Origin of the sequence: Streptomyces sp. 2323.1, assembly GCF_900221035.1 — a bacterium.
Classification (GTDB): domain Bacteria; phylum Actinomycetota; class Actinomycetes; order Streptomycetales; family Streptomycetaceae; genus Streptomyces; species Streptomyces sioyaensis.
This window is the reverse complement of the sequence record NZ_LT907981.1, coordinates 4,422,984-4,446,046: the sequence shown is the minus strand read 5'-3', so window position 1 is coordinate 4,446,046 and position 23,063 is coordinate 4,422,984. Positions and strand designations below refer to the sequence as shown.

The following is a 23,063-nucleotide window of genomic DNA, read 5'->3' as shown; positions in this document are numbered from 1 at the left end:
GGGCCACGCCGCGCCGCCCGGGGAGGGGCGACGCGGCGGTCCCGCGGGGGCTGCGGGGCCCGTTACTTGGCGGCGTCCGCCGCGTCGATCAGGGCCTGCTTGTCGACGGCGCCGACGTAGAGCGTGCCGTTGTCCGTGACCAGGGCGTTGACCAGGCGGGTGCTGAAGACCCGGCCGGAGCCGAAGGAGCCGTGCACCTTGTCGCCGATGCTGTCCAGGAACGCGGCGGCGTCGCCGCCGCTCCCCTTGCCCTTGCCCTCGCCCTTGCCGGAGGGCAGGCCGGAGCCGTCACCCTTGATGGTGGCGATGGACGTCCAGCCCTTGCCGAGGACGTTCAGCCCGCCCATGTCCTGGGTGACGGCCTTCATGTCCTTGCCGTGCGCGCCGTCCTTGCCGTGCTCGCGCTGCGCCGTCGCGCCCGTCTCGTCGCCCTTGACGACCTTGGCTCCCTTGGGCGGGGTGAAGGCGAAGGTGCTCGCGGCGGGCTTGGCGAAGTCGACGCTGGTGAAGCCGACGTCGATGGCGGCCGCGCCACCGCTCTTGGGGGTCAGGGTGAACTTCAGCGGCACACCGTTGGCGGCGTCGACCGCGATCCGGATCGAGCCGACCGTCGAGGCGGTCTGCTTGGGCTTGATGAGCAGCTGGTAGGCGTCCCGCCCGGCGACCTTGGCGGTGCCGTCGACGGTGACCGAGGTCGTGTCGCCGGCCGCCTGGAGGGCCTGCTTCGCGAGGTCCTGCGGAGTGGCGTTCTCCAGGCCCTTCGGAAGGTCCTTCGGGGCCTGCTGCTTGCCGTGCCGGCCGGCCTCGGGCGCGGTGTGGTGGAAGGCGGTGTTGCTGCCGCTGTCGTAGCCCCACACGTCGTTGCCGTTGTGGACGAGGCTGTACTCGGCGGCCTTGTCGACGATCGACACCCGCTGCTTGTCGGGGCCGTCGGCGGCGACGCGGAGCGTGTGCGCACCGGACGCCAGCTCCATCAGCTTGCTCTGCGGGTCGGCGGATCCGCCGTCCCCGCCCTTCCCGCCGCCGAAGGCGCCCGCGCCGCCGGCCCCGCCCGGCAGGGACGGCAGGCCGAGGTCCGCGCTGGCCCGGACCGTGCCGGAGAGCTGCTGGACGTCCGACTTGGCCATCTTGGCTATCAGGTCCTGCGCCGAAATCTTCGGCAGATCCGGCGAACCCGAACCGGCGAACGCCGGGACCAGCCCGATGGTGGCCGCCACCGCCCCCGCCACTGCGACCGGTACGGCGTACCGCACCGCCTTACGGCGCCTCAGGGAACCCTCCCCGTCCCACCCGTCGGTGCCCTCTGTCGGTTCGTTGCGTGGCATGTGCCCTACCTCCGTCGTATGCGGCGGTTGTTGCGCTGTCCACCAGTCCACCCCTGAGTTCCTTGTGGCCCGTCCGCCGCGCTCTGGTGGTTTCCATCTCACCAAATCGCCCGGCTCAACGCGTCAGCCCGCGGGAGCAACTTGTCGTACTGCTGAGGTATGACGCCCGGTCACCTCACGACGGAACCCCGTACGCCGGGAGTCTGAGCACTCCCTAGGGGATGGCGGACCGGCCCTCAGGGGCGGGCCCTCGGGAAGGGCTCAGCCCGCCCGGTGGACCACCGCGTCGCAGAGGCCTTCGAGGGCCGCCTTGGCCATGCACGACGGCAGCGGCGCCAGCGAAGCGCGCGCCTCCTCGGCGTAGCGGACGGTGTCCCGCCGGGCCTCTTCGAGCGCCGGGTGGGCACGCAGCCCGGCCAGCGCCTCGGCGTGCCGTGCGTCATCGGTGAGGTCGCCGGCCAGCAGCTCGCACAGCGCGCGGTCCTCGGGCGTGCCGGAGCTGCTCTCGGCCCGCGCCCGCAGGCGCAGTACGGGCAGCGTCGGGATGCCCTCGCGCAGGTCCGTGCCGGGGGTCTTGCCCGATTCATGGGAGTCGCTGGCGATGTCCAGGACGTCGTCGGCCAACTGGAAGGCGGTGCCCAGCCGCTCGCCGTACTGGGTGAGGATGTTGACGGTCGACTCGTCGGCGCCCGACATCATCGCACCGAAGCGCCCCGCGACGGCGACCAGCGAGCCGGTCTTGCCCGCGAGGACGTCCAGGTAGTGGTCGATGGGGTCGCGGCCGTCGCGCGGTCCGGCGGTCTCCAGGATCTGGCCGGTCACCAGGCGCTCGAACGCCTCGGCCTGGATCCGGACCGCGTCCGGTCCGAGGTCGGCGAGGATGTGCGAGGCGCGGGCGAACAGGAAGTCGCCGGTCAGCACCGCGACGGAGTTGCCCCAGCGGGCGTTGGCGCTGGCCACGCCGCGGCGCACATCCGCCTCGTCCATCACGTCGTCGTGGTAGAGCGTCGCCAGATGCGTCAGCTCCACCACAACAGCGGAGGGCACCACGCCGGGGCTGTAGGGGTCACCGAATTGCGCGGCCAGCATCACCAGCAGCGGCCGGAACCGCTTGCCGCCCGCGCGCACGAGATGCTGCGCGGCTTCGGTGATGAACGGCACGTCGCTCTTGGTGGCCTCCAGCAGGCCCTCCTCGACAGCCGCCAACCCGGCCTGGACATCGGCCTCAAGAGCCTGGTCCCGCACGCTCAGCCCGAAGGGCCCGACGACGGTCACGAGGGGTACTCCTGTCTGCTGACGATCAAACTGCACGTCGATCTGTCGCTGTCTCCACCATTGGCCAGCGTATCCGGTCGCAGTTCGATCACCGTGAGCGCCCGCCCCCCGAACCGCCCGGGAAGCACCGTGCCCCCCTGGCAGGTGCGTTCCGGGTCGCCGGTTGACGTGCCTCCGGCGCGGGAGCCTGGGGCGGGCCGGGGCCGTACGGTCCCCTGCGTCGCAGCCGTCGCAGGAGGGAGCGGGAGAGCCGAATACCGGCGAGAAACCCGCCGTTTTCAGCCAGGATGGGACCGCCCCCGGCCCAGATCGCCGCCCCTCCGGCGGCCCGCCCTCACCCGTACGCCCGCGCCACCGCCCGTGCCAGCCGCCGCGAGGCGAACTCCGTGCCGCACACGAAGCGCATCACCGGCCCGAACGAGGCCGCCGCCGGCAACCCCGTGAAGTACAGCCCCGGTACGGACGAGCGGAAGCCGGCGGTCAGCAGCGGTCCGCCGGCCCGCGTCACGATCCCGGTGCGCAGCCCCTGGCCCAGGAAGTCCAGCGCCGCCAGATCCATCCGGTAGCCGGTCGCGGACAGCACATGATCGGCGACGAGCTCCCCGCCCTGCCCGTCGGCGCCGCGCAGCGCCAGGACGGGGCGGCCGTCGCGGACCGTGGCGCGCACGATCCGCCGCCCCTGCGTCACCCGCACCCGGCCGGTGAACCGGTCCCGCAGCCACCACGCCCCCCGCGGGCCGAGCACCCGGCGCACCAGATACCGCCGGGCGGGCACCGGCAGCCGGCGGAAGGCGCCGGCGTGCTGCGACAGCGCATACAGCGACCAGGCGTTGCCGAACGGCGACGACGGCCGCAGGCGCGGCTGCCGGTCCGGCGGCACGCCGAAGCCCACCGCGCCGGGGCCGCGCGCCACCACCCGCACGGACTCCGCGCCCGCCTCGGCCAGCAGCACCGCGCTCTCCAGCGCCGACTGCCCGGCGCCGATCACGACCACCGACCGGCCGGCCAGCGCGGACAGGTCGTGGTGCTGCGAACTGTGCGAGACCGGCCCGGTGGCGGACGGGCCGTCCGGGATGGCGGCGGCCAGCTCCGGCGGCAGCTGCGCCAGCCCGCTCAGCCCCGTGGCGACGACCACCGCCCGCGCGCCGACCTGCTCACCGCTGTCCAGCTTCAGCTCGAAGCCGTCGGCCCGCCGGTCGACCGAGACCACCCGGACCTGCTCCAGCTCGGGGACCAGCCGCTGCTGCACCCACTGCCCGTACCGGACGAAGGACTCGACGGGGACGAGGTCCCAGTCCGACTCGTACGGCCCCTCCCCCGTCGCCGCGCAGAAGTCACCGAGGCCGTGCCCCGGCTGCGGGACGTCGATGCCGGAGGCCGCCGGCGCCGACGTGAGCAGCATCCCCGCGGGCATCTGCGCGCGCCAGCTCACCATGGGCTGCCCGAAGACCCGCACCGGCAGGCCGCGCGCCCGTAAGTGCGCGGCCGCCGACAGGCCGTACGGGCCGGCCCCGATCACCGCTACCGGAGTGTTCACTTCGGTCCCTCCCCTTGCTCGCCGGAACTGCGCGCCGACGGCGGGCCGCCTGCGACGGACGAACGCCTCGCGGTTCGTGGCCACCACCGGGCAGCGCGCCCGCCGGCCGTACGCCTCGGTCTCCGCGTGCGAGCGGGGGAAGACGGCGGCCGGCGAGGGCATCCCGGGAACGCTCCGGTCGACCGCGAGCCGTGCGCCACTGCGAGCCACGTGTCGCCCCAACGGCACGGCCCCTCCCCGGCCCGTGCCAGGAAAGGAAGCTAGGCCCGAATTGCGTAGTGCAGCAAGGCTTTTCCGGACATTGCCGGGGCGCCGGGGCGCAGCGCACGGCGCGATGAACCCCTGTCTTCCTACGTATCCGCGCCGTCGCGCCCCAACTGCCCCGACGACTGCCGCCCGGTCGTACTCTGATCAACGGGCCGCACGGCCTGCGGGCCACCGGGCCCGGCCGCCCACCGGCGACGACGAACGCGAGGAGCTGTCCATGCCCGAGCAGAGCCCGTTCGACCTGGCGGAAGGCGATCCCTTCGGCCCGCACAACCTCCCCTACGGCGTCTTCAGCACGGCCGACGCACCCGGCCGGCACCGCATCGGCGTCCGCTACGGCGACCGGGTCCTCGATCTGAGCGCCCTGCCGAGCGCCCTGCCCGCCGCCATCCACCCGCATGCCGAACTGCTCACGGCACCGACCCTCAACCCGCTGCTCGCGGCCGGCCGGCCGGTCTGGCAGCAGATCCGCGCGGCCGTCCGCAGCGCCGTGACCGACCCCGCGCACCACGACGAAGTGGCGCCGCTGTTCCACCCGTTGGACGAGGTCACCCTGCACCTCCCCTTCGAGGTCGCCGACTACGTCGACTTCTACTCCAGCGAGCACCACGCCACCAACGTCGGCCGGATCTTCCGCCCCAACGGCGCGGTGCTGCCCGCCAACTGGAAGCATCTGCCGATCGGCTACCACGGCCGGGCGGGCACCGTCGTCCCCACCGGCACCCCGGTCGTACGGCCCCAGGGCCAGCGCAAGGCTCCCGAGGAGGAGCTGCCGTCCTTCGGTCCGTCCCTCCGCCTCGACATCGAGGCCGAGGTCGGCTTCGTCGTCGGCACCCCCTCCACGCTCCACGAACCGGTCGGCCTCGGCTCCTTCCGCGACCACGTCTTCGGCGTCTGCCTGGTCAACGACTGGTCCGCACGGGACATCCAGGCCTGGGAGTACGTGCCGCTCGGCCCGTTCCTCGGCAAGTCCTTCGCCACCTCCGTCTCCGCCTGGATCACCCCGCTCGACGCCCTCGACGAGGCCCGTACGCCGCCGCCCGCCCGGGACTTCCCGCTGCTGCCCTACCTCGACGACTCGGCGGCGGAGCCGGGCGGCATCGATCTGCGGATCGAGGTGCGGATCAACGGCGAGACCGTCTCCCGGCCGCCGTTCTCGGCCATGTACTGGACGGCGGCCCAGCAGCTCGCCCATATGACCGTCAACGGCGCCTCGCTGCGCACCGGCGATCTGTTCGCCTCCGGCACGGTCTCCGGGCCCGACCCCGATCAGCTCGGCTGCCTGCTGGAACTCACCCACGGCAAGGGCCCCTACCTCCAGGACGGCGACGAGGTCACCCTCACCGCCTGGGCTCCCGGCCCCGACGGCGCCCGGATCGGGCTGGGCGAGGTCAGCGGCCGCGTGCTGCCCGCGGTATGACCCTCGCGCCGCTCACCCTCCCGGAGGAGCTGCTGCTGCTCGCCCTCGACCCGGTCCGCGGCCGGCCCCGGAACAACTCCCGGCATCTGCAGTGGGGGCTGGCCGGCGCGGCGCTGGCCGAGCTGGAGGCGGCGGGGCGGATCTCCGTGGAGCGCGGCGGCCGGATCACGGTGGTCAATCCGCTGCCGCCGGGCGATCCGGTGCTGGACGGCGCGCTGGCGGCCCTGCCGCCGCCGGCCAAACAGCGCCGGGGCGTCCCCGCCCAGAACTGGGTGCAGCGCGCCGGCCGGCCGGTCCAGGAGCTGTGCCTGCGGCAGCTGGTGGCGCGCGGGGCGCTGCGCAGGGAGTCCCGGCGCGCGCTGGGCCTCTTCCCGTACGAGCGCTTCCCGGCCGGGGCGGTGGATCTTGTCGGCCCGGTCCGGGAGCGCTTCGCGGCGGCGCCGGGCGCGGGCTTCCCGGATCGCCGCGGCCGGGTGCTCGCCGCGCTGGTCTCGGCCACCGACCTGGATCGCAAGATCCTTGCGGGCCGCGAGCACCGCGCCGCCCGCCGCACGATGAAGCGGTTCGCGCAGGAGATGGCGATGGCGCATGCGGTCGAGCGCGCGGTAAGTGCGGACAAGTCGTCGGGAGGGGGCGGGGGCTGAAAACCGCCCCCCCCGGATGCCCCCTATCCCCCTTTTCACCCCTTACGTCCGCGCCTACGTCACAGCCCCACACCAACTCCGTACCGGCGCTGCCGCAATCACGAGCACGGCTCGAACGACGGCCGGGGCCGCTGTTAGCCTCACGTCACTCTGACCCACGACCTAGGAGACGTACGTGCGCAAGGCAGCGCAGATCGCCGGGGCGGCAGCCATCGCCGCGATGCTGCTCAGCGGCTGCGGAAGCAGCGGCGACACCGGCAGCGACAGCAAGCCGAGCAAGGCGCCGCAGGACGCGCCGTCGACTCCGGGAGGCGCCGACAAGTCCGCGGGCGCCGGCGCGGTCGAGGGTGCCTGGAAGGGCGGCTCGGGCAGCAAGCCGCTGATCCTCGTGGTCAGCAAGGGCACCGTCGCCTTCAGCAACGGGCACAAGGCCGCCTGCCTGGGCAAGGTCCAGGAGATGGGCGGGGTGACCATGGCCGCCCTCAAGTGCACCGACGGAGACACCACCCGCACCATGGGCACCCTCAAGCCCGGCGCGGACGGCAAGACCCTGACCGTCGACTGGAAGAACGGCCCCACCGAGAAGTTCACCAAGTCCAGCGACGGCAGCGTGAAGATCCCCGACATGCCGCAGATGCCGAGCGGGATGCCCAAGAGCTGACCTCTGCGCCGTACGGCAACGGCCGTCGTCCGGAGCCCCCCGAGGGTTCCGGACGACGGCCGTTGTCGTGCCGCCGGGCCGCGCTCAGCGCACGAAGACCCCGGCACGGCCGGCCAGATCGAGGAAGTACTGCGGCGCCAGGCCGAGCACCAGGGTGGCGGTGACGCCGATGGCGATGGCGGTGGTCGTCAGCGGGCTGGGCACCGCGACGGTCGGGCCGTCCGCCTTGGGCTCGTTGAAGAACATCAGCACGATGACGCGGATGTAGAAGAACGCGGCGATGGCGGAGGAGAGCACACCGACCACCACCAGCCAGCCCGCACCGCTCTGGGCCGCCGCCTTGAAGACCGCGAACTTCCCGGCGAACCCGGAGGTCAGCGGGATGCCCGCAAAGGCCAGCAGGAAGACCGCGAAGACCGCGGCCACCAGCGGCGAACGCCGCCCGAGCCCGGCCCACTTGGACAGCGCGGTGGCCTCGCCGCCCGCATCCCGCACCAGGGTGACCACGGCGAAGGCGCCGAGCGTCACGAAGGAGTAGGCAGCGAGGTAGAAGAGCACCGAGGAGACGCCGTCCTCGCTGGTGGCGATGACACCGGCGAGGATGAAGCCGGCATGCGCGATGGAGGAGTAGGCCAGCAGCCGCTTGATGTCGGTCTGGGTGATGGCGACGATCGCGCCGCCCAGCATCGTGATGATCGCGACGCCCCACATCACCGGCCGCCAGTCCCAGCGCATCCCGGGCAATACGACATACAGCAGACGCAGCAGCGCACCGAAGGCCGCGACCTTGGTGGCCGCCGCCATGAAGCCGGTGACCGGGGTCGGGGCGCCCTGGTACACATCCGGGGTCCACATATGGAACGGGACCGCGCCGACCTTGAACAGCAGCCCCATCAGCACCAGCGCCGCGCCGAGCAGCAGCAGTGCGTCATTGCCCATCGTGCCGGCCAGCGCCGGATCGATCTGCTTGGCGCCGTCCGAGACCACCTCGGCGATCCCGGCGTACCCGACCGTGCCCGCGTAGCCGTAGAGCAGGGCCACGCCGAACAGCAGGAAGGCCGAGGAGAAGGCGCCGAGGAGGAAGTACTTCACCGCGGCCTCCTGCGACAGCAGCCGCTGGCGGCGGGCCAGCGCACACAGGATGTACAGCGGGAGGGAGAAGACCTCCAGCGCGATGAAGAGCGTCAGCAGGTCGTTGGCCGCCGGGAAGATCAGCATGCCGCCGACCGCGAAGAGCACGATCGGGAAGACCTCGGTGGTGGTGAACCCGGCCTTGACCGCGGCCTGTTCGGCCGGGCCACCGGGGACGGCCGCGGGCTGAGCGGCGAAGGAGTCCACCCGGTTACCGTGCGCCGCGGGGTCGAGCCGGCGCTCGGCGAAGGTGAAGACCGCGATCAGGGACACCAGCAGGATCGTGCCCTGGAGGAACAGCGCGGGTCCGTCGACGGCGATGGCACCCATCGCGGCGATATGCGCCTTGGACGAGCCGAAGCCGCCCGCCGCCAGGCCGATCACCGCGGCGAACGCCGCGGCCAGCGCCACCAGCGACAGCAGCAGCTGGGAGTAGTAGCGGTTGCGGCGCGGGACCAGCGCCTCGATCAGGATGCCGATCACCGCCGCGCCGAGGACGATCAGCGTCGGCGACAGCTCGGTGTACTCGATGTGCGGCGCCGGGATCTTGCCCGGTGCACCGGCCGCCACTGTCCACAGGCTGTGGACACTTGCCACGGAACTCACTTCGCGGCCTCCACGTCTTGATCATGCACGGCGTGGCCGTGCCGGCCTCCACCGGGCACGGCGTCCACCTGCACAGTGGGCTTGGGATCCTTCTTGTCCACGACGGACAGGGTGTGGTCGACCGCCGGATTGACCAGGTCGGTGAGCGGCTTGGGGTACACCCCGAGGAAGAGCAGCAGCGCGATCAGCGGCGCCACCACGACCAGCTCCCGCACCCGGAGGTCGGGCATGCCGGTCACCTCGGACTTCACCGGCCCGGTCATCGTCCGCTGGTAGAGCACGAGGACGTACAGCGCGGCGAGCACGATGCCGAGGGTGGCGATGATGCCGATCACCGGATAGCGGCTGAAGGTGCCGACCAGGACCAGGAATTCGCTGATGAACGGGGCCAGACCGGGCAGCGAGAGGGTGGCCAGACCGCCGACGAGGAAGGTACCGGCGAGGATCGGGGCGACCTTCTGGACGCCGCCGTAGTCCGCGATCAGCCGGGAGCCACGGCGGCTGATCAGGAAGCCGGCCACCAGCATCAGCGCGGCGGTCGAGATGCCGTGGTTGACCATGTAGAGCGTCGCGCCGCCCTGGCCCTGGGAGGTCATCGCGAAGATGCCCAGGATGATGAAGCCGAAGTGGGAGATCGAGGCGTAGGCGATCAGACGCTTGATGTCCCGCTGGGCGACCGCCAGCAGCGCGCCGTAGAGCACGCTGATCAGTGCGAGCACCAGGATGACGGGCGTCGCCCAGCTGCTGGCCTCGGGGAAGAGCTGGAGGCAGAAGCGGAGCATCGCGAAGGTGCCGACCTTGTCGACCACCGCGGTGATCAGCACCGCGACCGGCGCGGTGGACTCGCCCATGGCGCCCGGCAGCCAGGTGTGCAGCGGCCACAGCGGCGCCTTCACCGCGAAGGCGAAGAAGAAGCCGAGGAAGAGCAGCCGCTCGGTGCCGGTGCCGATGTTCAGCCTGCCGGCCGCCCGCGCCTCGACGATCTGCTGGAGCGAGAAGGTGCCCGTACCGAGCTGGTCGGCGGTGACGGCGTAGAGCCCGATCACCGCGGCCAGCATGATCAGTCCGCCGGCGAGGTTGTAGAGCAGGAACTTCACCGCGGCGTACGACCGCCGGCTCGCGGCCTCGTCCTCGCCGTCGCCGCCGGCCCGGTCCCCGAAGCCGCCGATGAGGAAGTACATCGGGATCAGCATGGCTTCGAAGAAGATGTAGAAGACGAAGACGTCGGTGGCCTCGAAGGAGATGACCACCATCGCTTCGACGGCCAGGATCAGCGCGAAGAAGCCCTGGGTGGGCCGCCAGCTGTAGCGGTTGGGCGTGCCCGTGGCAGAGCCACCGTCGGACGCTGTCTCCAGGGGGTCGGCGTCATGCCAGCCGGCCAGGATGATGAAGGGGATCAGCAGGGTGGTCAGCGCGATCAGGGCGACCGCGATGCCGTCCACGCCGAGTTCGTAGCGGACACCGAAGTCGCTGATCCAGGCGTGTGATTCGGTGAACTGGTAGGGGTTCTTGGAACCGGGGTCGAAGCGGAACCCGACCACCAGCGCCAGCGCGAAGGTGACCAGCGAGAACAGCAGCGCGAGCCACTTGGCCGCGGTGCGCTTGGCGGCGGGCAGCGCGGCGGTGGCGATCGCACCGGCCGCCGGCACCGCGGCCACCACCGTCAGCAGGGGAAACGACATGGCTCAGACACCCCTCATCAGCAGGGTCGCGGCGACGAGAACGGCGGCGCCGCCCAGCATCTGGACCGCGTAGGAACGGACGAAGCCGGTCTGCAACTGGCGCAGCAGGCCGGAGAGTCCGCCCATCGAGGCCGCCGTGCCGTTGACCGCACCGTCCACCAGGGAGCGGTCGAGCTGGACGAGGGTGCCGGTGACCTGCTCACCCCCGCGGACGAAGACGACGTGGTTGAAGTCGTCCTGGAGCAGATCGCGGCGGGCGGCCCGGGTCAGCAGCGAGCCGCGCGGGGCGAGCGCCGGGACGGGCTTGCGGCCGTACATCCCCCAGGCGATGCCGACCCCGATGACCAGCACCACCATCGTGGCGGCGGTGACCGTGGTGGCGCTGACCGGCGAATGGCCGTGGGCGAACGAGGTGACCGGCTCCAGCCACTTCACAAAGATCTCGTTGATGCTGAACAGCCCGCCGGCGAAGACCGATCCGATGGCGAGCACGATCATCGGGATCGTCATGACCTTGGGCGACTCGTGCGGATGCACCTCGGTGGGGTCCCAGCGCTTCTCGCCGAAGAACGTCATCAGCATCACCCGCGTCATGTAGAAGGCGGTGATCGCGGCGCCGAGGAGGGCCGCGCCGCCGAGGATCCAGCCCTCGGTGCCGCCCCGGGCGAACGCCGCCTCGATGATCTTGTCCTTGGAGAAGAAGCCGGACAGTCCGGGGAAGCCGATGATCGCCAGATAGCCGAGGCCGAAGGTGATGAAGGTGACCGGCATGTACTTTCGCAGGCCGCCGTAACGGCGCATGTCCACCTCGTCGTTCATGCCGTGCATCACGGAACCGGCGCCGAGGAAGAGGCCCGCCTTGAAGAAGCCGTGGGTGACCAGATGCATGATCGCGAAGGCGTAGCCGATCGGGCCGAGCCCGGCGGCCAGGATCATGTAGCCGATCTGCGACATCGTCGAGCCGGCCAGCGCCTTCTTGATGTCGTCCTTGGCGCAACCGACGATCGCACCGAAGAGCAGGGTGACCGCGCCGACCACGACGACCGCCAGCTGGGCGGTCGGCGCGGCATTGAAGATCACCCCGGAGCGGGTGATCAGATACACGCCGGCGGTGACCATCGTGGCGGCGTGGATCAGGGCCGAGACCGGGGTCGGGCCCTCCATCGCGTCACCGAGCCAGGACTGCAGCGGTACCTGGGCCGACTTGCCGCAGGCGGCCAGCAGCAGCAACAGCCCGAGGGCGGTCAGCGTGCCCTGGCCGGTGCGGTCGGTGGCCGCGAACACCGGGGCGAAGGCGAAGGTCCCGAACGTCGTGAACATCAGCATGATCGCGATGGACAGGCCCATGTCGCCGACCCTGTTGACCAGGAACGCCTTCTTGGCGGCGGTGGCCGCGCTCGGCTTGTGCTGCCAGAAGCCGATGAGGAGGTACGAGGCGAGGCCGACGCCCTCCCAGCCGGCGTACAGCAGGAGGTAGTTGTCGGCGAGGACGAGCAGCAGCATCGCCGCGAGGAAGAGATTGAGATAGCCGAAGAAGCGGCGACGTCGCTCGTCGTGCGCCATATAGCCGATCGAGTAGAGGTGGATCAGCGATCCGACACCCGTGATCAGCAGGACGAAGGTCATCGACAGCTGGTCGAGCTGGAAGGCGACGTCGGCACGGAAGCCGCCGACCGGGATCCAGGTGAACAGCTGCTGATGCAGGGCACGGTCCCCGGCGCCCTTGCCGAGCATGTCGGCGAAGAGCACCGCCCCGAGGGCGAACGACGCCACCGCGAACAGCGTGCCGATGAGGGGGCCGGTGCGGTCGAGTCGTTTGCCGCCGCACAACAGCAGGGCCGCACCGACCAGCGGTGCCGCGACAAGCAGCGCGATCAAGTTCTCCACTTTGTGCGACCCCTTACAGCTTCATCAGGCTGGCGTCGTCGACCGAGGCCGTATGACGGGTGCGGAAGATCGACACGATGATGGCCAGGCCGACCACGACCTCGGCCGCCGCGACGACCATGGTGAAGAAGGCGATGATCTGGCCGTCCAGATTCCCGTGCATCCGCGAGAAGGTGACGAAGGCGAGATTGCAGGCGTTGAGCATCAGCTCGATGCACATGAACACCACGATGGCGTTCCGCCTGATCAGCACCCCGGCCGCGCCGATGGTGAACAACAGGGCGGCGAGATAGAGGTAGTTGACCGGGTTCATTTCTTGGCCCCCTCCTTGTGCTCCTTCGATCCCGGGCCACCGGACGGCGGGGGCCCGGACTCGTCCTCGGCGCTCCGGCCCAGCCAGTCCTCGGAGCGCTGCTCCAGCGCCTTGAGCTCGGCGAGCGACTCACCGGAGACATCGCGGACCTGGCCCCGCTCGCGCAGCGTCGGACTGACGCTCAGCTCGGACGGGGTGCCGTCCGGCAACAGGCCCGGGATGTCGACGGCGTTGTGCCGGGCGTAGACACCCGGGGCGGGCAGCGGCGGCACCTGCTTGCCCTCGCGGACCCGCGCCTCGGACTGCTCACGCTGGGTCTTGGCGCGCTCCGTGCGCTCCCGGTGGGTGAGCACCATCGCGCCGACGGCCGCCGTGATCAGCAGGGCGCCGGTGATTTCGAAGGCGAAGACGTACTTGGTGAAGATGAGCGCGGCCAGGCCCTGCACATTGCCGCCGGCGTTGGCCTCGCCCAGGCCGTTGAACTCCCGCAGCGAGGCGTTGCCGATACCGGCGATCAAGAGGATGCCGAAGCCGAGGCCCATCCCGGCGGCGAGCCAGCGCTGGCCCTTGAGCGTCTCCTTGAGGGAGTCCGCGGCCGTGACGCCGACGAGCATGACGACGAAGAGGAACAGCATCATGATCGCGCCCGTGTAGACGACGATCTGGACGACACCGAGGAAGTACGCACCGTTGACGAGATAGAAGACCGCCAGGACGATCATGGTCCCGGCGAGCGAAAGAGCGCTGTGCACGGCCCGCTTCATCAGGATCGTGCCCAGCGCGCCGCCGACGGCGACGATGCCCAGGATCCAGAACTGCACGGCCTCGCCGGTGGAGGTCAGGGAGGCCGCGGCGGCCAGACCGGTCATGCCGTCGCCCCCTTGCCCTCGGACTCCGGCTTCTCGCCCTTGGAGACCGCGACCTGACGGACGGTCCCCGGTGCGGCCTCGCTCACCAGGCCCTGGTAGTAGTCCTTCTCCGTCATGCCGGGGTAGATCGCATGCGGGGTGTCGACCATCCTGTCCTCCAGGCCCGCGAGCAGCTCCTCCTTGGTGTAGATGAGCGATTCGCGGGACCGGTCGGCGAGTTCGTACTCATTGGTCATGGTCAGTGCGCGGGTCGGACAGGCCTCCACGCACAGGCCGCACAGGATGCAGCGCAGATAGTTGATCTGGTAGACGCGGCCGTAGCGCTCGCCCGGGGAGTAGCGCTCCTCGTCGGTGTTGTCCGCGCCCTCGACGTAGATCGCGTCCGCCGGGCAGGCCCAGGCGCACAGCTCGCAGCCGATGCACTTCTCCAGCCCGTCCGGATGGCGGTTGAGCTGGTGGCGGCCGTGGAAGCGCGGCGCCGTCGGCTTCTTCTCCTCCGGGTACTGCTCGGTCAGCCGCTTCTTGAACATGGCCTTGAAGGTCACGCCGAAGCCGGCCACGGGGTTCTGGAACTCAGGCACCGTCGCCCCCCTTTCCATCGTGGGCATTTTCGTCACTGACAGTGTCCACCCGACCACTGACAATCAACTCTCGGTCGCCCCCGCGCGGTCGTCGGCGGGGCACCGGCGGCAGGCTCTGTCCGGGCAGCGGCGGCACCGGGAAACCGCCGGCCATCGGGTCGAAGGCCCCGTCGCCGTCGGTCTCCTCCGCCGCTTCACCGCGCCGGAAGAAGTCCACGAGCAGGGAGATCAGCAACAGCAGGACGGCACCGCCGGCGACGTACAGCACGATCTGGGAGAAGTTGTAGCCCTCGTTCTTCAGCGCCCGGACGGTGGCGACCAGCATCAGCCAGACCAGCGAGACCGGGATGAGGACCTTCCAGCCCAGCTTCATGAACTGGTCGTAGCGCACGCGGGGAAGGGTGCCGCGCAGCCAGATGAAGAAGAACAGCAGCAGCTGCACCTTGAGGGTGAACCAGAGCAGCGGCCACCAGCCGTGGTTGGCGCCTTCCCAGAACGTGGAGATGGGCCATGGTGCCCGCCAGCCGCCCAGGAAGAGGGTGATCGCGACCGCCGAGACGGTGACCATGTTGACGTACTCGGCGAGCATGAACATCGCGAACTTGATCGACGAGTACTCGGTGTTGAAGCCGCCGACGAGGTCGCCCTCGGACTCCGGCATGTCGAACGGCGCACGGTTCGTCTCGCCCACCATCGCGACGATGTAGATGATGAAGGACACCGGCAGCAGCAGGACGAACCACCGGTTCTGCTGCGACTCCACGATGGTCGACGTCGACATCGACCCGGAGTAGAGGAACACCGCCGCGAACGACATCCCCATAGCGATCTCGTACGAGATCATCTGCGCGCACGAGCGCAGCCCGCCCAGCAGCGGATAGGTCGAACCGGAGGACCAGCCGGCCAGCACGATGCCGTAGATGCCGATCGAGGCCGTGGCCAGGATGTAGAGGATGCCGATCGGCAGGTCCGTCAGCTGCATCGGGGTGCGGACCCCGAGGATCGAGACCTCGTTGCCCGCGGGGCCGAAGGGGATCACCGCGATCGCCATGAAGGCCGGGATGGCCGCCACCACGGGCGCGAGGAGATAGACCACCTTGTCGGCCCGCTTGACGACCAGGTCCTCCTTCAGCATCAGCTTGATGCCGTCGGCGAGGGACTGGAGCATGCCCCACGGACCGTGCCGGTTGGGGCCGATGCGCAGCTGCATCCAGGCGACGACCTTGCGTTCCCAGACGATCGAGAACAGCACCGTCAGCATCAGGAACGCGAAGCAGAAGACCGCCTTGATGACCACGAGCCACCACGGGTCGTGGCCGAACAGCGACAGGTCTTCCCGGGCCAGCGGGCTGCCGGCGGCGAGTTGATCGAGCTGCTGGATCATCCGTCCACCTCCTCGGCCGGCTCCGGCAGGCCCGGGGCGGCGGAGATCTTCACCAGGTCACCGGGGTGCGCCCCGGTGTCGGCGGCGACGCCACCGCCCATGGAGTTCAGCGGCAGCCACACCACCCGGTCGGGCATCGGCGTGACCTTGAGCGGCAGGTGCACCGAGCCGGCCGGTCCGGTCACCGCCAGCAGGTCGCCGTCCTTGACCCCGGTCTCCTGCGCGGTGGTCTGCGACAGCCGGGCGAGCGCGGCGTGCCGGGTACCGGCCAGCGCCTCGTCGCCTTCCTGGAGCAGCCCCTGGTCCAGCAGGAGCCGGTGGCCGGCGAGGACGGCCTCGCCGCTGTCGGGCCGGGGCAGCGCCCGCCCCGCCTCCGTGGGCTCACCGGCGTACGGACCGTCCCAGCCGCCGAGCCGGTCCAGTTCGCGCCGTACGGCACGGACGTCCGGCAGGCCCAGATGGACGTCGAGGGCATCGGCGAGCATGTGCAGCACCCGGGAGTCGGGCTGCAGATGCCGGCGGGTCATCTGGTCCGGCTTGAGCGCCGCCTCGAACAGCCGCGCCCGGCCCTCCCAGTTGAGGAACGTGCCGGACTTCTCCACGACGGCCGCCACCGGAAGGACCACATCCGCCCGCTCGGTGACCTGCGAGGGCCGCAGCTCCAGGCTGACCAGGAAGCCGACCTCGTCCAAAGCGGTCAGCGCCCGGGCCGGATCCGGCAGGTCCGCCACCTCGACGCCGCCGACCAGCAGCGCGCCGAGCTCGCCGGTCGCCGCGGCCTCGATGATCTGGCCGGTGTCCCGGCCGTGCCGGTGCGGCAGCGCGGCCACGCCCCAGGCGGCGGCGACCTCGTCGCGGGCCCGCGGGTCGGTGGCCGGCCGGCCGCCGGGCAGCAGACCGGGCAGCGCACCGGCCTCGACGGCGCCGCGTTCCCCCGCCCGGCGCGGGATCCACACCAGCTGGGCGCCGGTGGCGGTGGCGGCGCGGACCGCGGCGGTCAGTGCGCCGGGCGCCGACGCCAGCCGCTCACCGACGACGATCAACGCGCCGTCGGCGCGCAGCGCCTCGGCCGCCGCCTGCCCCTCGCCGTCCAGGCCGACCCCGCCCGCCAGCGCGTCCAGCCATTCGGTCTCGGTGCCGGGCGCGGCCGGCAGCAGCGTGCCGCCGGCCTTGATCAGGCCGCGCGAGGCGTAACTTGCCAGCCCGAACGTGCGCTGTCCGCTCTTGCGGTGCGCCTTGCGCAGCCGCAGGAAGACACCGGGGGCCTCCTCCTCGGCCTCGATTCCGGCCAGCAGGACGGCCGGCGCCTTCTCCAGCGCGGTGTACGTGACGCCACTGCCGTCCAGGTCCCGCCCCCGGCCGGCGACCCGGGCCGCCAGGAAGTCCGCCTCCTCGGCGCTGTGCACCCGGGCCCGGAAGTCGATGTCGTGGGTGTCCAGCGCGATCCGGGCGAACTTGGCGTAGGCGTAGGCGTCCTCGACGGTCAGCCGGCCGCCGGTCAGCACGCCGGCCCGCCCCTTGGCCGCGGCCAGCCCGCGGGCCGCCGCCTGAAGTGCCGCCGGCCAGCTCGCCGGCTCAAGTTCACCGGTCTCCTGGTTGCGCACCAGGGGGTGCTCCAGCCGGTCGCGCTGCTGGGCGTACCGGAACGCGAACCGCCCCTTGTCGCAGATCCACTCCTCGTTGACCTCGGGGTCGTTGGCCGCCAGCCGCCGCATGACCTTGCCGCGCCGGTGGTCCGTACGCGTCGCGCAGCCGCCCGCGCAGTGCTCGCACACCGACGGCGAGGAGACCAGGTCGAAGGGGCGGGAGCGGAAGCGGTACGCGGCGGAGGTGAGCGCGCCGACCGGGCAGATCTGGATGGTGTTGCCGGAGAAGTACGACTCGAAGGGGTCGCCCTCCCCCGTGCCGACCTGCTGGAGGGCGCCGCGTTCGAGCAGCTCGATCATCGGGTCGCCGGCGATCTGGTTGCTGAAGCGGGTGCAGCGCGCACACAGCACGCACCGCTCGCGGTCCAGCAGCACCTGCGTCGAGATCGGCACCGGCTTTTCGAAGGTGCGCTTCTTGCCCTCGAAGCGCGACTCCGGGTCGCCGACCTGCATCGCCTGGTTCTGCAGCGGGCACTCGCCGCCCTTGTCGCAGACCGGGCAGTCCAGCGGGTGGTTGATCAGCAGCAGCTCCATCACGCCGCGCTGGGCCTTCTCGGCCACCGGGGAGGTCAACTGCGACTTGACGACCATGCCGTCGGTGCAGGTGATGGTGCACGAGGCCATCGGCTTGCGCTGGCCCTCGACCTCGACGATGCACTGCCGGCAGGCGCCCGCCGGGTCCAGCAGCGGGTGGTCGCAGAAGCGCGGGATCTCGATGCCGAGGAGTTCGGCGGCGCGGATGACCAGCGTCCCCTTGGGGACGGAGATCTCGATGCCGTCGATCGTCAGGGTGACGAGGTCCTCCGGCGGGATCGCCGCCTCGCCGCCTCCCGAGGGGCCTGTGGCGGAGCCGCTGTTGGACCCCGGTGTGGTGACGGTCATGCATTCACCCCCAGGTGAGCGTCGTTGTCGCCCCAGAGGGTCGACTTGGCGGGGTCGAACGGGCAGCCCTTGCCGGTGATGTGCTGCTCGTACTCCTCGCGGAAGTACTTCAGCGAGGAGAAGATCGGCGAGGCGGCGCCGTCGCCGAGCGCGCAGAAGGACTTGCCGTTGATGTTGTCGGCGATGTCGTCGATCTTGTCGAGGTCGCCCAGCTCCCCCTTGCCGGCCTCGATGTCGCGCAGCAACTGCACCAGCCAGTACGTGCCTTCACGACAGGGCGTGCACTTGCCGCAGGACTCGTGCGCATAGAACTCGGTCCAGCGGGTGACCGCCCGTACGACGCAGGTGGTCTCGTCGAAGCACTGGAGCGCCTTGGTGCCGAGCATCGAGCCGGCCGCGCCGACGCCCTCGTAATCGAGGGGGACATCGAGGTGCTCGTCGGTGAACATCGGTGTCGAGGAGCCGCCGGGAGTCCAGAACTTCAGGCGGTGGCCGCGGCGCATCCCGCCGCTCATGTCCAGCAGCTGGCGCAGCGTGATGCCCAGCGGGGCCTCGTACTGGCCGGGGCGGGCGACATGGCCGCTGAGCGAGTAGAGCGTGAAGCCCGGGGACTTCTCGCTGCCCATCGACCGGAACCAGTCCTTGCCCCGGTTCATGATGGCGGGAACCGACGCGATGGACTCGACGTTGTTCACCACAGTGGGGCAGGCGTACAGGCCCGCCACCGCCGGGAAGGGGGGACGCAGCCGGGGCTGTCCGCGACGGCCCTCCAGGGAGTCCAGCAGCGCGGTTTCCTCACCGCAGATGTACGCGCCGGCGCCCGCGTGCACGATCACATCCAGGTCGAGTCCCGAGCCAAGGATGTTCTTCCCGAGGAAGCCCGCCGCGTAGGCCTCGCGCACGGCTTCGTGCAGCCGGCGCAGGACGGGCACGACCTCCCCGCGCAGATAGATGAAGGCGTGGTGCGACCGGATCGCATGGCAGGCGATCACGATGCCCTCGATGAGGGAGTGCGGGTTGGCGAAGAGCAGCGGGATGTCCTTGCAGGTCCCGGGCTCCGACTCATCGGCGTTGACCACGAGGTAGTGCGGTTTGCCGTCGCCCTGCGGGATGAACTGCCACTTCATCCCGGTGGGGAAGCCGGCGCCGCCGCGGCCGCGCAGCCCGGAGTCCTTGACGTAGGCGATGACGTCGTCCGGGGGCATCGCGAGCGCCTTGCGCAGGCCCTCGTAGCCCTCGTGCCGCCGGTAGGTCTCCAGCGTCCAGGATTCGGGCTGGTCCCAGAAGGCGGACAGGACCGGTGCGAGGAGCTTCTCGGGGCTGGCCTCGCCGCCGGCCTCGGGCCGGGAGGCGCCCCCGTGCTCGGCTGCCACTGTCATCACTCCCCCTCCTCTGCTGCGGGCCCGGCCGGGTGGTCGTCGTCGGAGGCCGAGGTCTCGTGCGGTGCGTCGTGCGAACTGGGGTGGCCCGGGGGCGCCTGGGCGTCGGCCTGGCCGGAGGGCGGTTCCTCGGCGGGGGCCTGCGCCGTACGGGGCGCGACGACGTGATCGACGCGTCCGGGGGCGACCTCCCCCTTGGCCAGCCGCAGCCCGATCAGGGAGGCGGGCCCGGCACTGCCGGTGGCCTGGACGGCGCCGGGGCGCTCGTCGGGGAATCCCGCGAGCATCCGGGCCGTCTGCCGGAAGGTGCACAGCGGTGCGCCGCGGGTGGGCTCGACGGCCCGGCCGGCCCGCAGGTCGTCGACCAGCTCACGGGCGGACTGCGGGGTCTGGTTGTCGAAGAACTCCCAATTGACCATCACGACCGGGGCGAAGTCGCAGGCCGCGTTGCACTCGATGTGTTCGAGGGTGACCGCTCCGTCCTCGGTGGTCTCGCCGTTGCCGACGCCGAGGTGCTCCTTGAGGTCCTCGAAGATGGCGTCACCGCCCATCACCGCGCACAGGGTGTTGGTGCAGACGCCGACCTGGTAGTCACCGCTCGCCTTGCGGCGGTACATGGAGTAGAAGGTCGAGACCGCGGTGACCTCGGCGGTGGTCAGGTCGAGCAGCTCGGCACAGAAGCGGATGCCGGTCCGGGTGACATGCCCTTCCTCGGCCTGGACGAGGTGCAGCAGCGGCAGCAGCGCCGAACGCGCGCCGGGGTAGCGGGCGATCACCTCCTTGGCGTCCGCTTCGAGCCGGGCCCGGACGTCCGCCGGGTAGTCGGGGGCGGGGAGCGCGGGCATTCCCAGCTGCACGTCGTGGTTTGCCTCAATGGCGTTCACCGGTCGACGCCTCCCATCACGGGGTCGATGGACGCGACGGCGACGATGACGTCGGCGACCTGGCCGCCCTCGCACATCGCCGCCATGGCCTGAAGATTGGTGAAAGACGGGTCCCGGAAGTGCACCCGGTAGGGGCGGGTGCCGCCGTCGCTGACCGCATGCACGCCCAGCTCGCCCTTGGGTGACTCGACGGCCGCGTAGGCCTGTCCCGGCGGGACCCGGAAGCCCTCGGTGACCAGCTTGAAGTGGTGGATCAGGGCCTCCATCGAGGTGCCCATGATCTTCTTGATGTGGTCGAGGGAGTTGCCGAGGCCGTCCGGGCCGAGGGCCAGCTGGGCGGGCCAGGCGATCTTCTTGTCGGCGACCATCACCGGGCCGGGCGCCAGCCGGTCCAGGCACTGCTCGACGATCCGCAGCGACTGACGCATCTCTTCCAGCCGGATCAGGAACCGGCCGTAGGCGTCGCAGGTGTCGGCGGTCGGCACCTCGAAGTCGTAGTCCTCGTAGCCGCAGTACGGCTGCGACTTGCGCAGATCGTGCGGGAGTCCGGCGGCGCGGACGATGGGACCGGTGGCGCCGGTGGCCATGCAGCCGGCCAGGTCGAGATAGCCGATGCCTTCCATCCGGCCCTTGAAGACGGGGTTGCCGGTGGCGAGCTTGTCGTATTCGCCGAGGTTCTTCCGCATCTTCTTGACGAACTCCCGCACCTGGTCGACCGCACCGGGGGGCAGGTCCTGGGCGAGGCCGCCGGGGCGGATGTAGGCGTGGTTCATCCGCAGGCCGGTGATCAGCTCGTAGATGTCGAGGATGAGCTCACGGTCGCGGAAGCCGTAGATCATGATCGTGGTGGCGCCCAGCTCCATACCGCCGGTGGCGATGCACACCAGGTGGGAGGAGAGCCGGTTGAGCTCCATCAGCAGCACCCGGATCACCGTGGCGCGGTCGGGGATGTCGCCGGTGATACCGAGCAGCTTCTCCACGGCCAGGCAGTAGGCCGTCTCGTTGAAGAAGGGGGTGAGGTAATCCATCCTCGTGACGAAGGTGGTGCCCTGCGTCCAGGTCCGGAATTCGAGGTTCTTCTCGATGCCGGTGTGCAGATAGCCGATGCCGCAGCGGGCCTCGGTGACGGTCTCGCCGTCGATCTCCAGGATCAGCCGGAGCACGCCGTGGGTGGAGGGGTGCTGTGGCCCCATGTTGACGATGATCCGCTCGTCGTCGGACTTCACGGCGGCGGCCGCGATCTCGTCCCAGTCCCCACCGGAGACGTTGTAGACGGTCCCCTCGGTGGTCTCCCGGGCGAGGGACTGCTGGGTGTCGAAGTCGCTCGCCGTGCGGTGGCCGTTCGAGGAGTGCGAGTGCGGTGCAGTAGTCATCAGCTGTACGACCTCCGCTGGTCGGGAGCCGGAATCTGGGCGCCCTTGTACTCGACGGGAATCCCTCCGAGCGGGTAGTCCTTGCGCTGCGGGAAGCCCTGCCAGTCGTCCGGCATCATGATCCGGGTCAGCGCCGGGTGGCCGTCGAAGACGATCCCGAAGAAGTCGTAGGTCTCGCGCTCGTGCCAGTCGTTGGTCGGATAGACATCGACGAGCGAGGGGATGTGCCGGTCGGCGTCCGGGGCGGAGACCTCCAGCCGGACGAGCCGGTTGTGGGTGATCGAGCGCAGGTGGTAGACGGCGTGCAGCTCGCGGCCCGCGTCGCCGGGGAAGTGCACTCCGCTCACGCCCGTACACAGCTCGAAGCGGAGCGCCGGGTCGTCGCGCAGGATCCTGGCGACCGCCGGCAGCGCGCCGCGCTCGATGTGGAAGGTCAGCTCCGCGCGGTCGACGACGGTCTTCTCGATGACGTTCTCGGGGACCAGGCCCGCTTCGTCGAGGGCGCCCTCCAGCTCGTCGGCGATCTCGTCGAATTCCCCGTAGCCTTCCGACCCGTCCGGTCCGCCGTACGGCCGGCTGCTCGCGCCGGGCAGCCGGACGGTCCGGACGAGGCCGCCGTAGCCGGTGGTGTCGCCGCCGTTGTTGGCGCCGAACATCCCGCGGCGGGTGCCGATCACCTCGCCGGTGTCCTCGCGCTGCGCGGGTACGGCCTCTTCCTGGCCGGCCGGCTCGCCGGAACCCTCGGGGTTCTTCTGCTCACTCACCGCAGCAGCCCCTTCATCTCGATCAGCGGGAGCGCCTTGAGCGCCGCTTCCTCCGCCTCACGGGCGGCCTGCTCCCGATTGACCCCGAGCTTGGTGTTCTGGATCTTCTGGTGCAGCTTGAGAATGGCGTCCATCAGCATCTCGGGACGCGGCGGGCAGCCCGGGAGATAGATGTCGACGGGCACGATGTGGTCGACGCCCTGCACGATCGCGTAGTTGTTGAACATGCCGCCCGATGAGGCGCAAACCCCCATGGAGATCACCCACTTCGGCTCCGGCATCTGGTCGTAGACCTGCCGCAGCACGGGCGCCATCTTCTGGCTCACCCGGCCGGCCACGATCATCAGGTCCGCCTGCCGCGGTGAGCCGCGGAAGACCTCCATGCCGAAGCGGGCCAGGTCATAGCGCCCGGCGCCGGTCGTCATCATCTCGATGGCGCAGCAGGCCAGCCCGAAGGTCGCGGGGAAGACCGAGGATTTGCGCACCCAGCCCGCGGCCTGCTCGACAGTGGTCAGCAAAAAGCCGCTGGGCAGCTTCTCTTCCAGTCCCATGT

At 70.8% G+C, this 23,063-nt stretch carries 19 protein-coding genes; 3 read left to right on the top strand and 16 right to left on the bottom strand.

All coding sequences use genetic code 11. From position 1 onward, the window contains the following. Positions 1–62: 62 nt before the first annotated feature. The 3 genes from CPH93_RS19035 to CPH93_RS19025 all read right to left on the bottom strand — a co-directional run bounded on the left by CPH93_RS19035 (position 63) and on the right by CPH93_RS19025 (position 4,137). Positions 63–1,325 (bottom strand): LolA family protein, encoded by a 1,263-nt coding sequence (locus tag CPH93_RS19035; RefSeq protein ID WP_096213536.1) that lies wholly within the window; start codon positions 1,323–1,325, stop codon positions 63–65. 261 nt (positions 1,326–1,586) lie between these two features. Continuing rightward, positions 1,587–2,600 carry a polyprenyl synthetase family protein gene (locus tag CPH93_RS19030; RefSeq protein ID WP_093483842.1) on the bottom strand — a complete coding sequence of 338 codons (1,014 nt, stop codon included), beginning with the start codon at positions 2,598–2,600 and terminating at the stop codon, positions 1,587–1,589. Positions 2,601–2,934: 334 nt separating this feature from the next. Next, positions 2,935–4,137, bottom strand: coding sequence for an FAD-dependent oxidoreductase (locus CPH93_RS19025; RefSeq protein WP_096215505.1), 1,203 nt, complete (start codon positions 4,135–4,137; stop codon positions 2,935–2,937). A gap of 484 nt (positions 4,138–4,621) precedes the next feature. On the opposite strand from CPH93_RS19025, the gene fahA reads away from it, so the two are divergent. From fahA to CPH93_RS19010, 3 genes are all read left to right on the top strand, one after another. Next, positions 4,622–5,824 carry a fumarylacetoacetase gene (gene fahA, locus CPH93_RS19020; protein ID WP_096213535.1) on the top strand — a complete coding sequence of 401 codons (1,203 nt, stop codon included), beginning with the start codon at positions 4,622–4,624 and terminating at the stop codon, positions 5,822–5,824. Further along, complete coding sequence (locus CPH93_RS19015; protein ID WP_096213534.1) at positions 5,821–6,468, top strand: GOLPH3/VPS74 family protein; 648 nt, start codon at positions 5,821–5,823, stop codon at positions 6,466–6,468. Before fahA ends, CPH93_RS19015 begins: the two co-directional genes overlap by 4 nt. A gap of 175 nt (positions 6,469–6,643) precedes the next feature. After that, on the top strand, positions 6,644–7,129 hold the full coding sequence (locus CPH93_RS19010) for a hypothetical protein (protein WP_096213533.1): 486 nt from the start codon (positions 6,644–6,646) through the stop codon (positions 7,127–7,129). A gap of 84 nt (positions 7,130–7,213) precedes the next feature. On the opposite strand, the gene nuoN is transcribed toward CPH93_RS19010, so the two are convergent. The 13 genes from nuoN to CPH93_RS18945 are packed head-to-tail and all read right to left on the bottom strand — an operon-like array spanning position 7,214 to position 23,061. Further along, positions 7,214–8,866 carry an NADH-quinone oxidoreductase subunit NuoN gene (gene nuoN, locus CPH93_RS19005; protein WP_096213532.1) on the bottom strand — a complete coding sequence of 551 codons (1,653 nt, stop codon included), beginning with the start codon at positions 8,864–8,866 and terminating at the stop codon, positions 7,214–7,216. Beyond that, positions 8,863–10,548 carry an NADH-quinone oxidoreductase subunit M gene (locus tag CPH93_RS19000; protein ID WP_093483847.1) on the bottom strand — a complete coding sequence of 562 codons (1,686 nt, stop codon included), beginning with the start codon at positions 10,546–10,548 and terminating at the stop codon, positions 8,863–8,865. The genes nuoN and CPH93_RS19000 overlap by 4 nt, the downstream gene beginning before the upstream one ends. 3 nt (positions 10,549–10,551) lie before the next feature. After that, the gene (gene nuoL, locus CPH93_RS18995; RefSeq protein WP_096213531.1) at positions 10,552–12,435 is read right to left on the bottom strand and encodes an NADH-quinone oxidoreductase subunit L; all 1,884 of its coding nucleotides are present in this window, start codon (positions 12,433–12,435) and stop codon (positions 10,552–10,554) included. A 13-nt stretch (positions 12,436–12,448) separates the two neighbouring features. Further along, positions 12,449–12,748 (bottom strand): NADH-quinone oxidoreductase subunit NuoK, encoded by a 300-nt coding sequence (nuoK, locus tag CPH93_RS18990; RefSeq protein ID WP_006604821.1) that lies wholly within the window; start codon positions 12,746–12,748, stop codon positions 12,449–12,451. Beyond that, complete coding sequence (locus tag CPH93_RS18985) at positions 12,745–13,617, bottom strand: NADH-quinone oxidoreductase subunit J (RefSeq protein ID WP_096213530.1); 873 nt, start codon at positions 13,615–13,617, stop codon at positions 12,745–12,747. The genes nuoK and CPH93_RS18985 overlap by 4 nt, the downstream gene beginning before the upstream one ends. Further along, on the bottom strand, positions 13,614–14,216 hold the full coding sequence (gene nuoI / locus CPH93_RS18980) for an NADH-quinone oxidoreductase subunit NuoI (RefSeq protein ID WP_040898976.1): 603 nt from the start codon (positions 14,214–14,216) through the stop codon (positions 13,614–13,616). The genes CPH93_RS18985 and nuoI overlap by 4 nt, the downstream gene beginning before the upstream one ends. After that, complete coding sequence (nuoH, locus tag CPH93_RS18975) at positions 14,191–15,582, bottom strand: NADH-quinone oxidoreductase subunit NuoH (RefSeq protein ID WP_096213529.1); 1,392 nt, start codon at positions 15,580–15,582, stop codon at positions 14,191–14,193. The genes nuoI and nuoH overlap by 26 nt, the downstream gene beginning before the upstream one ends. Further along, positions 15,579–18,110 carry an NADH-quinone oxidoreductase subunit G gene (locus CPH93_RS18970; RefSeq protein WP_096213528.1) on the bottom strand — a complete coding sequence of 844 codons (2,532 nt, stop codon included), beginning with the start codon at positions 18,108–18,110 and terminating at the stop codon, positions 15,579–15,581. Before CPH93_RS18970 ends, nuoH begins: the two co-directional genes overlap by 4 nt. Next, entirely contained in the window at positions 18,107–19,489 is a 1,383-nt protein-coding gene (gene nuoF, locus CPH93_RS18965) for an NADH-quinone oxidoreductase subunit NuoF (protein WP_093483852.1), read from the bottom strand. Before nuoF ends, CPH93_RS18970 begins: the two co-directional genes overlap by 4 nt. Continuing rightward, positions 19,489–20,334, bottom strand: a complete 846-nt coding sequence (gene nuoE, locus CPH93_RS18960; protein WP_096213527.1) for an NADH-quinone oxidoreductase subunit NuoE — start codon at positions 20,332–20,334, stop codon at positions 19,489–19,491. Before nuoE ends, nuoF begins: the two co-directional genes overlap by 1 nt. A 35-nt stretch (positions 20,335–20,369) precedes the next feature. Beyond that, a complete protein-coding gene (locus CPH93_RS18955; protein WP_093483853.1) occupies positions 20,370–21,746 on the bottom strand; it encodes an NADH-quinone oxidoreductase subunit D in 1,377 nt (458 codons plus the stop codon). After that, a complete protein-coding gene (locus tag CPH93_RS18950; protein ID WP_093483854.1) occupies positions 21,746–22,510 on the bottom strand; it encodes an NADH-quinone oxidoreductase subunit C in 765 nt (254 codons plus the stop codon). Before CPH93_RS18950 ends, CPH93_RS18955 begins: the two co-directional genes overlap by 1 nt. After that, complete coding sequence (locus tag CPH93_RS18945) at positions 22,507–23,061, bottom strand: NuoB/complex I 20 kDa subunit family protein (protein WP_093483855.1); 555 nt, start codon at positions 23,059–23,061, stop codon at positions 22,507–22,509. The genes CPH93_RS18950 and CPH93_RS18945 overlap by 4 nt, the downstream gene beginning before the upstream one ends. Positions 23,062–23,063: the final 2 nt, after the last annotated feature.

Excerpts from the sequence above, each read along its gene's own strand:
- CPH93_RS19035 (WP_096213536.1), bottom strand. The coding sequence starts at position 1,325 with ATGCCACGCAACGAACCGACAGAGGGCACCGACGGGTGGGACGGGGAG.
- fahA (WP_096213535.1), top strand. The coding sequence starts at position 4,622 with ATGCCCGAGCAGAGCCCGTTCGACCTGGCGGAAGGCGATCCCTTCGGC.
- CPH93_RS19015 (WP_096213534.1), top strand. The coding sequence starts at position 5,821 with ATGACCCTCGCGCCGCTCACCCTCCCGGAGGAGCTGCTGCTGCTCGCC.
- CPH93_RS19000 (WP_093483847.1), bottom strand. The coding sequence starts at position 10,548 with ATGTCGTTTCCCCTGCTGACGGTGGTGGCCGCGGTGCCGGCGGCCGGT.
- nuoK (WP_006604821.1), bottom strand. The coding sequence starts at position 12,748 with ATGAACCCGGTCAACTACCTCTATCTCGCCGCCCTGTTGTTCACCATC.
- CPH93_RS18985 (WP_096213530.1), bottom strand. The coding sequence starts at position 13,617 with ATGACCGGTCTGGCCGCCGCGGCCTCCCTGACCTCCACCGGCGAGGCC.
- nuoI (WP_040898976.1), bottom strand. The coding sequence starts at position 14,216 with ATGGAAAGGGGGGCGACGGTGCCTGAGTTCCAGAACCCCGTGGCCGGC.
- nuoH (WP_096213529.1), bottom strand. The coding sequence starts at position 15,582 with ATGATCCAGCAGCTCGATCAACTCGCCGCCGGCAGCCCGCTGGCCCGG.
- CPH93_RS18970 (WP_096213528.1), bottom strand. The coding sequence starts at position 18,110 with ATGACCGTCACCACACCGGGGTCCAACAGCGGCTCCGCCACAGGCCCC.
- nuoF (WP_093483852.1), bottom strand. The coding sequence starts at position 19,489 with ATGACAGTGGCAGCCGAGCACGGGGGCGCCTCCCGGCCCGAGGCCGGC.
- nuoE (WP_096213527.1), bottom strand. The coding sequence starts at position 20,334 with ATGCCCGCGCTCCCCGCCCCCGACTACCCGGCGGACGTCCGGGCCCGG.
- CPH93_RS18955 (WP_093483853.1), bottom strand. The coding sequence starts at position 21,746 with ATGACTACTGCACCGCACTCGCACTCCTCGAACGGCCACCGCACGGCG.
- CPH93_RS18945 (WP_093483855.1), bottom strand. The coding sequence starts at position 23,061 with ATGGGACTGGAAGAGAAGCTGCCCAGCGGCTTTTTGCTGACCACTGTC.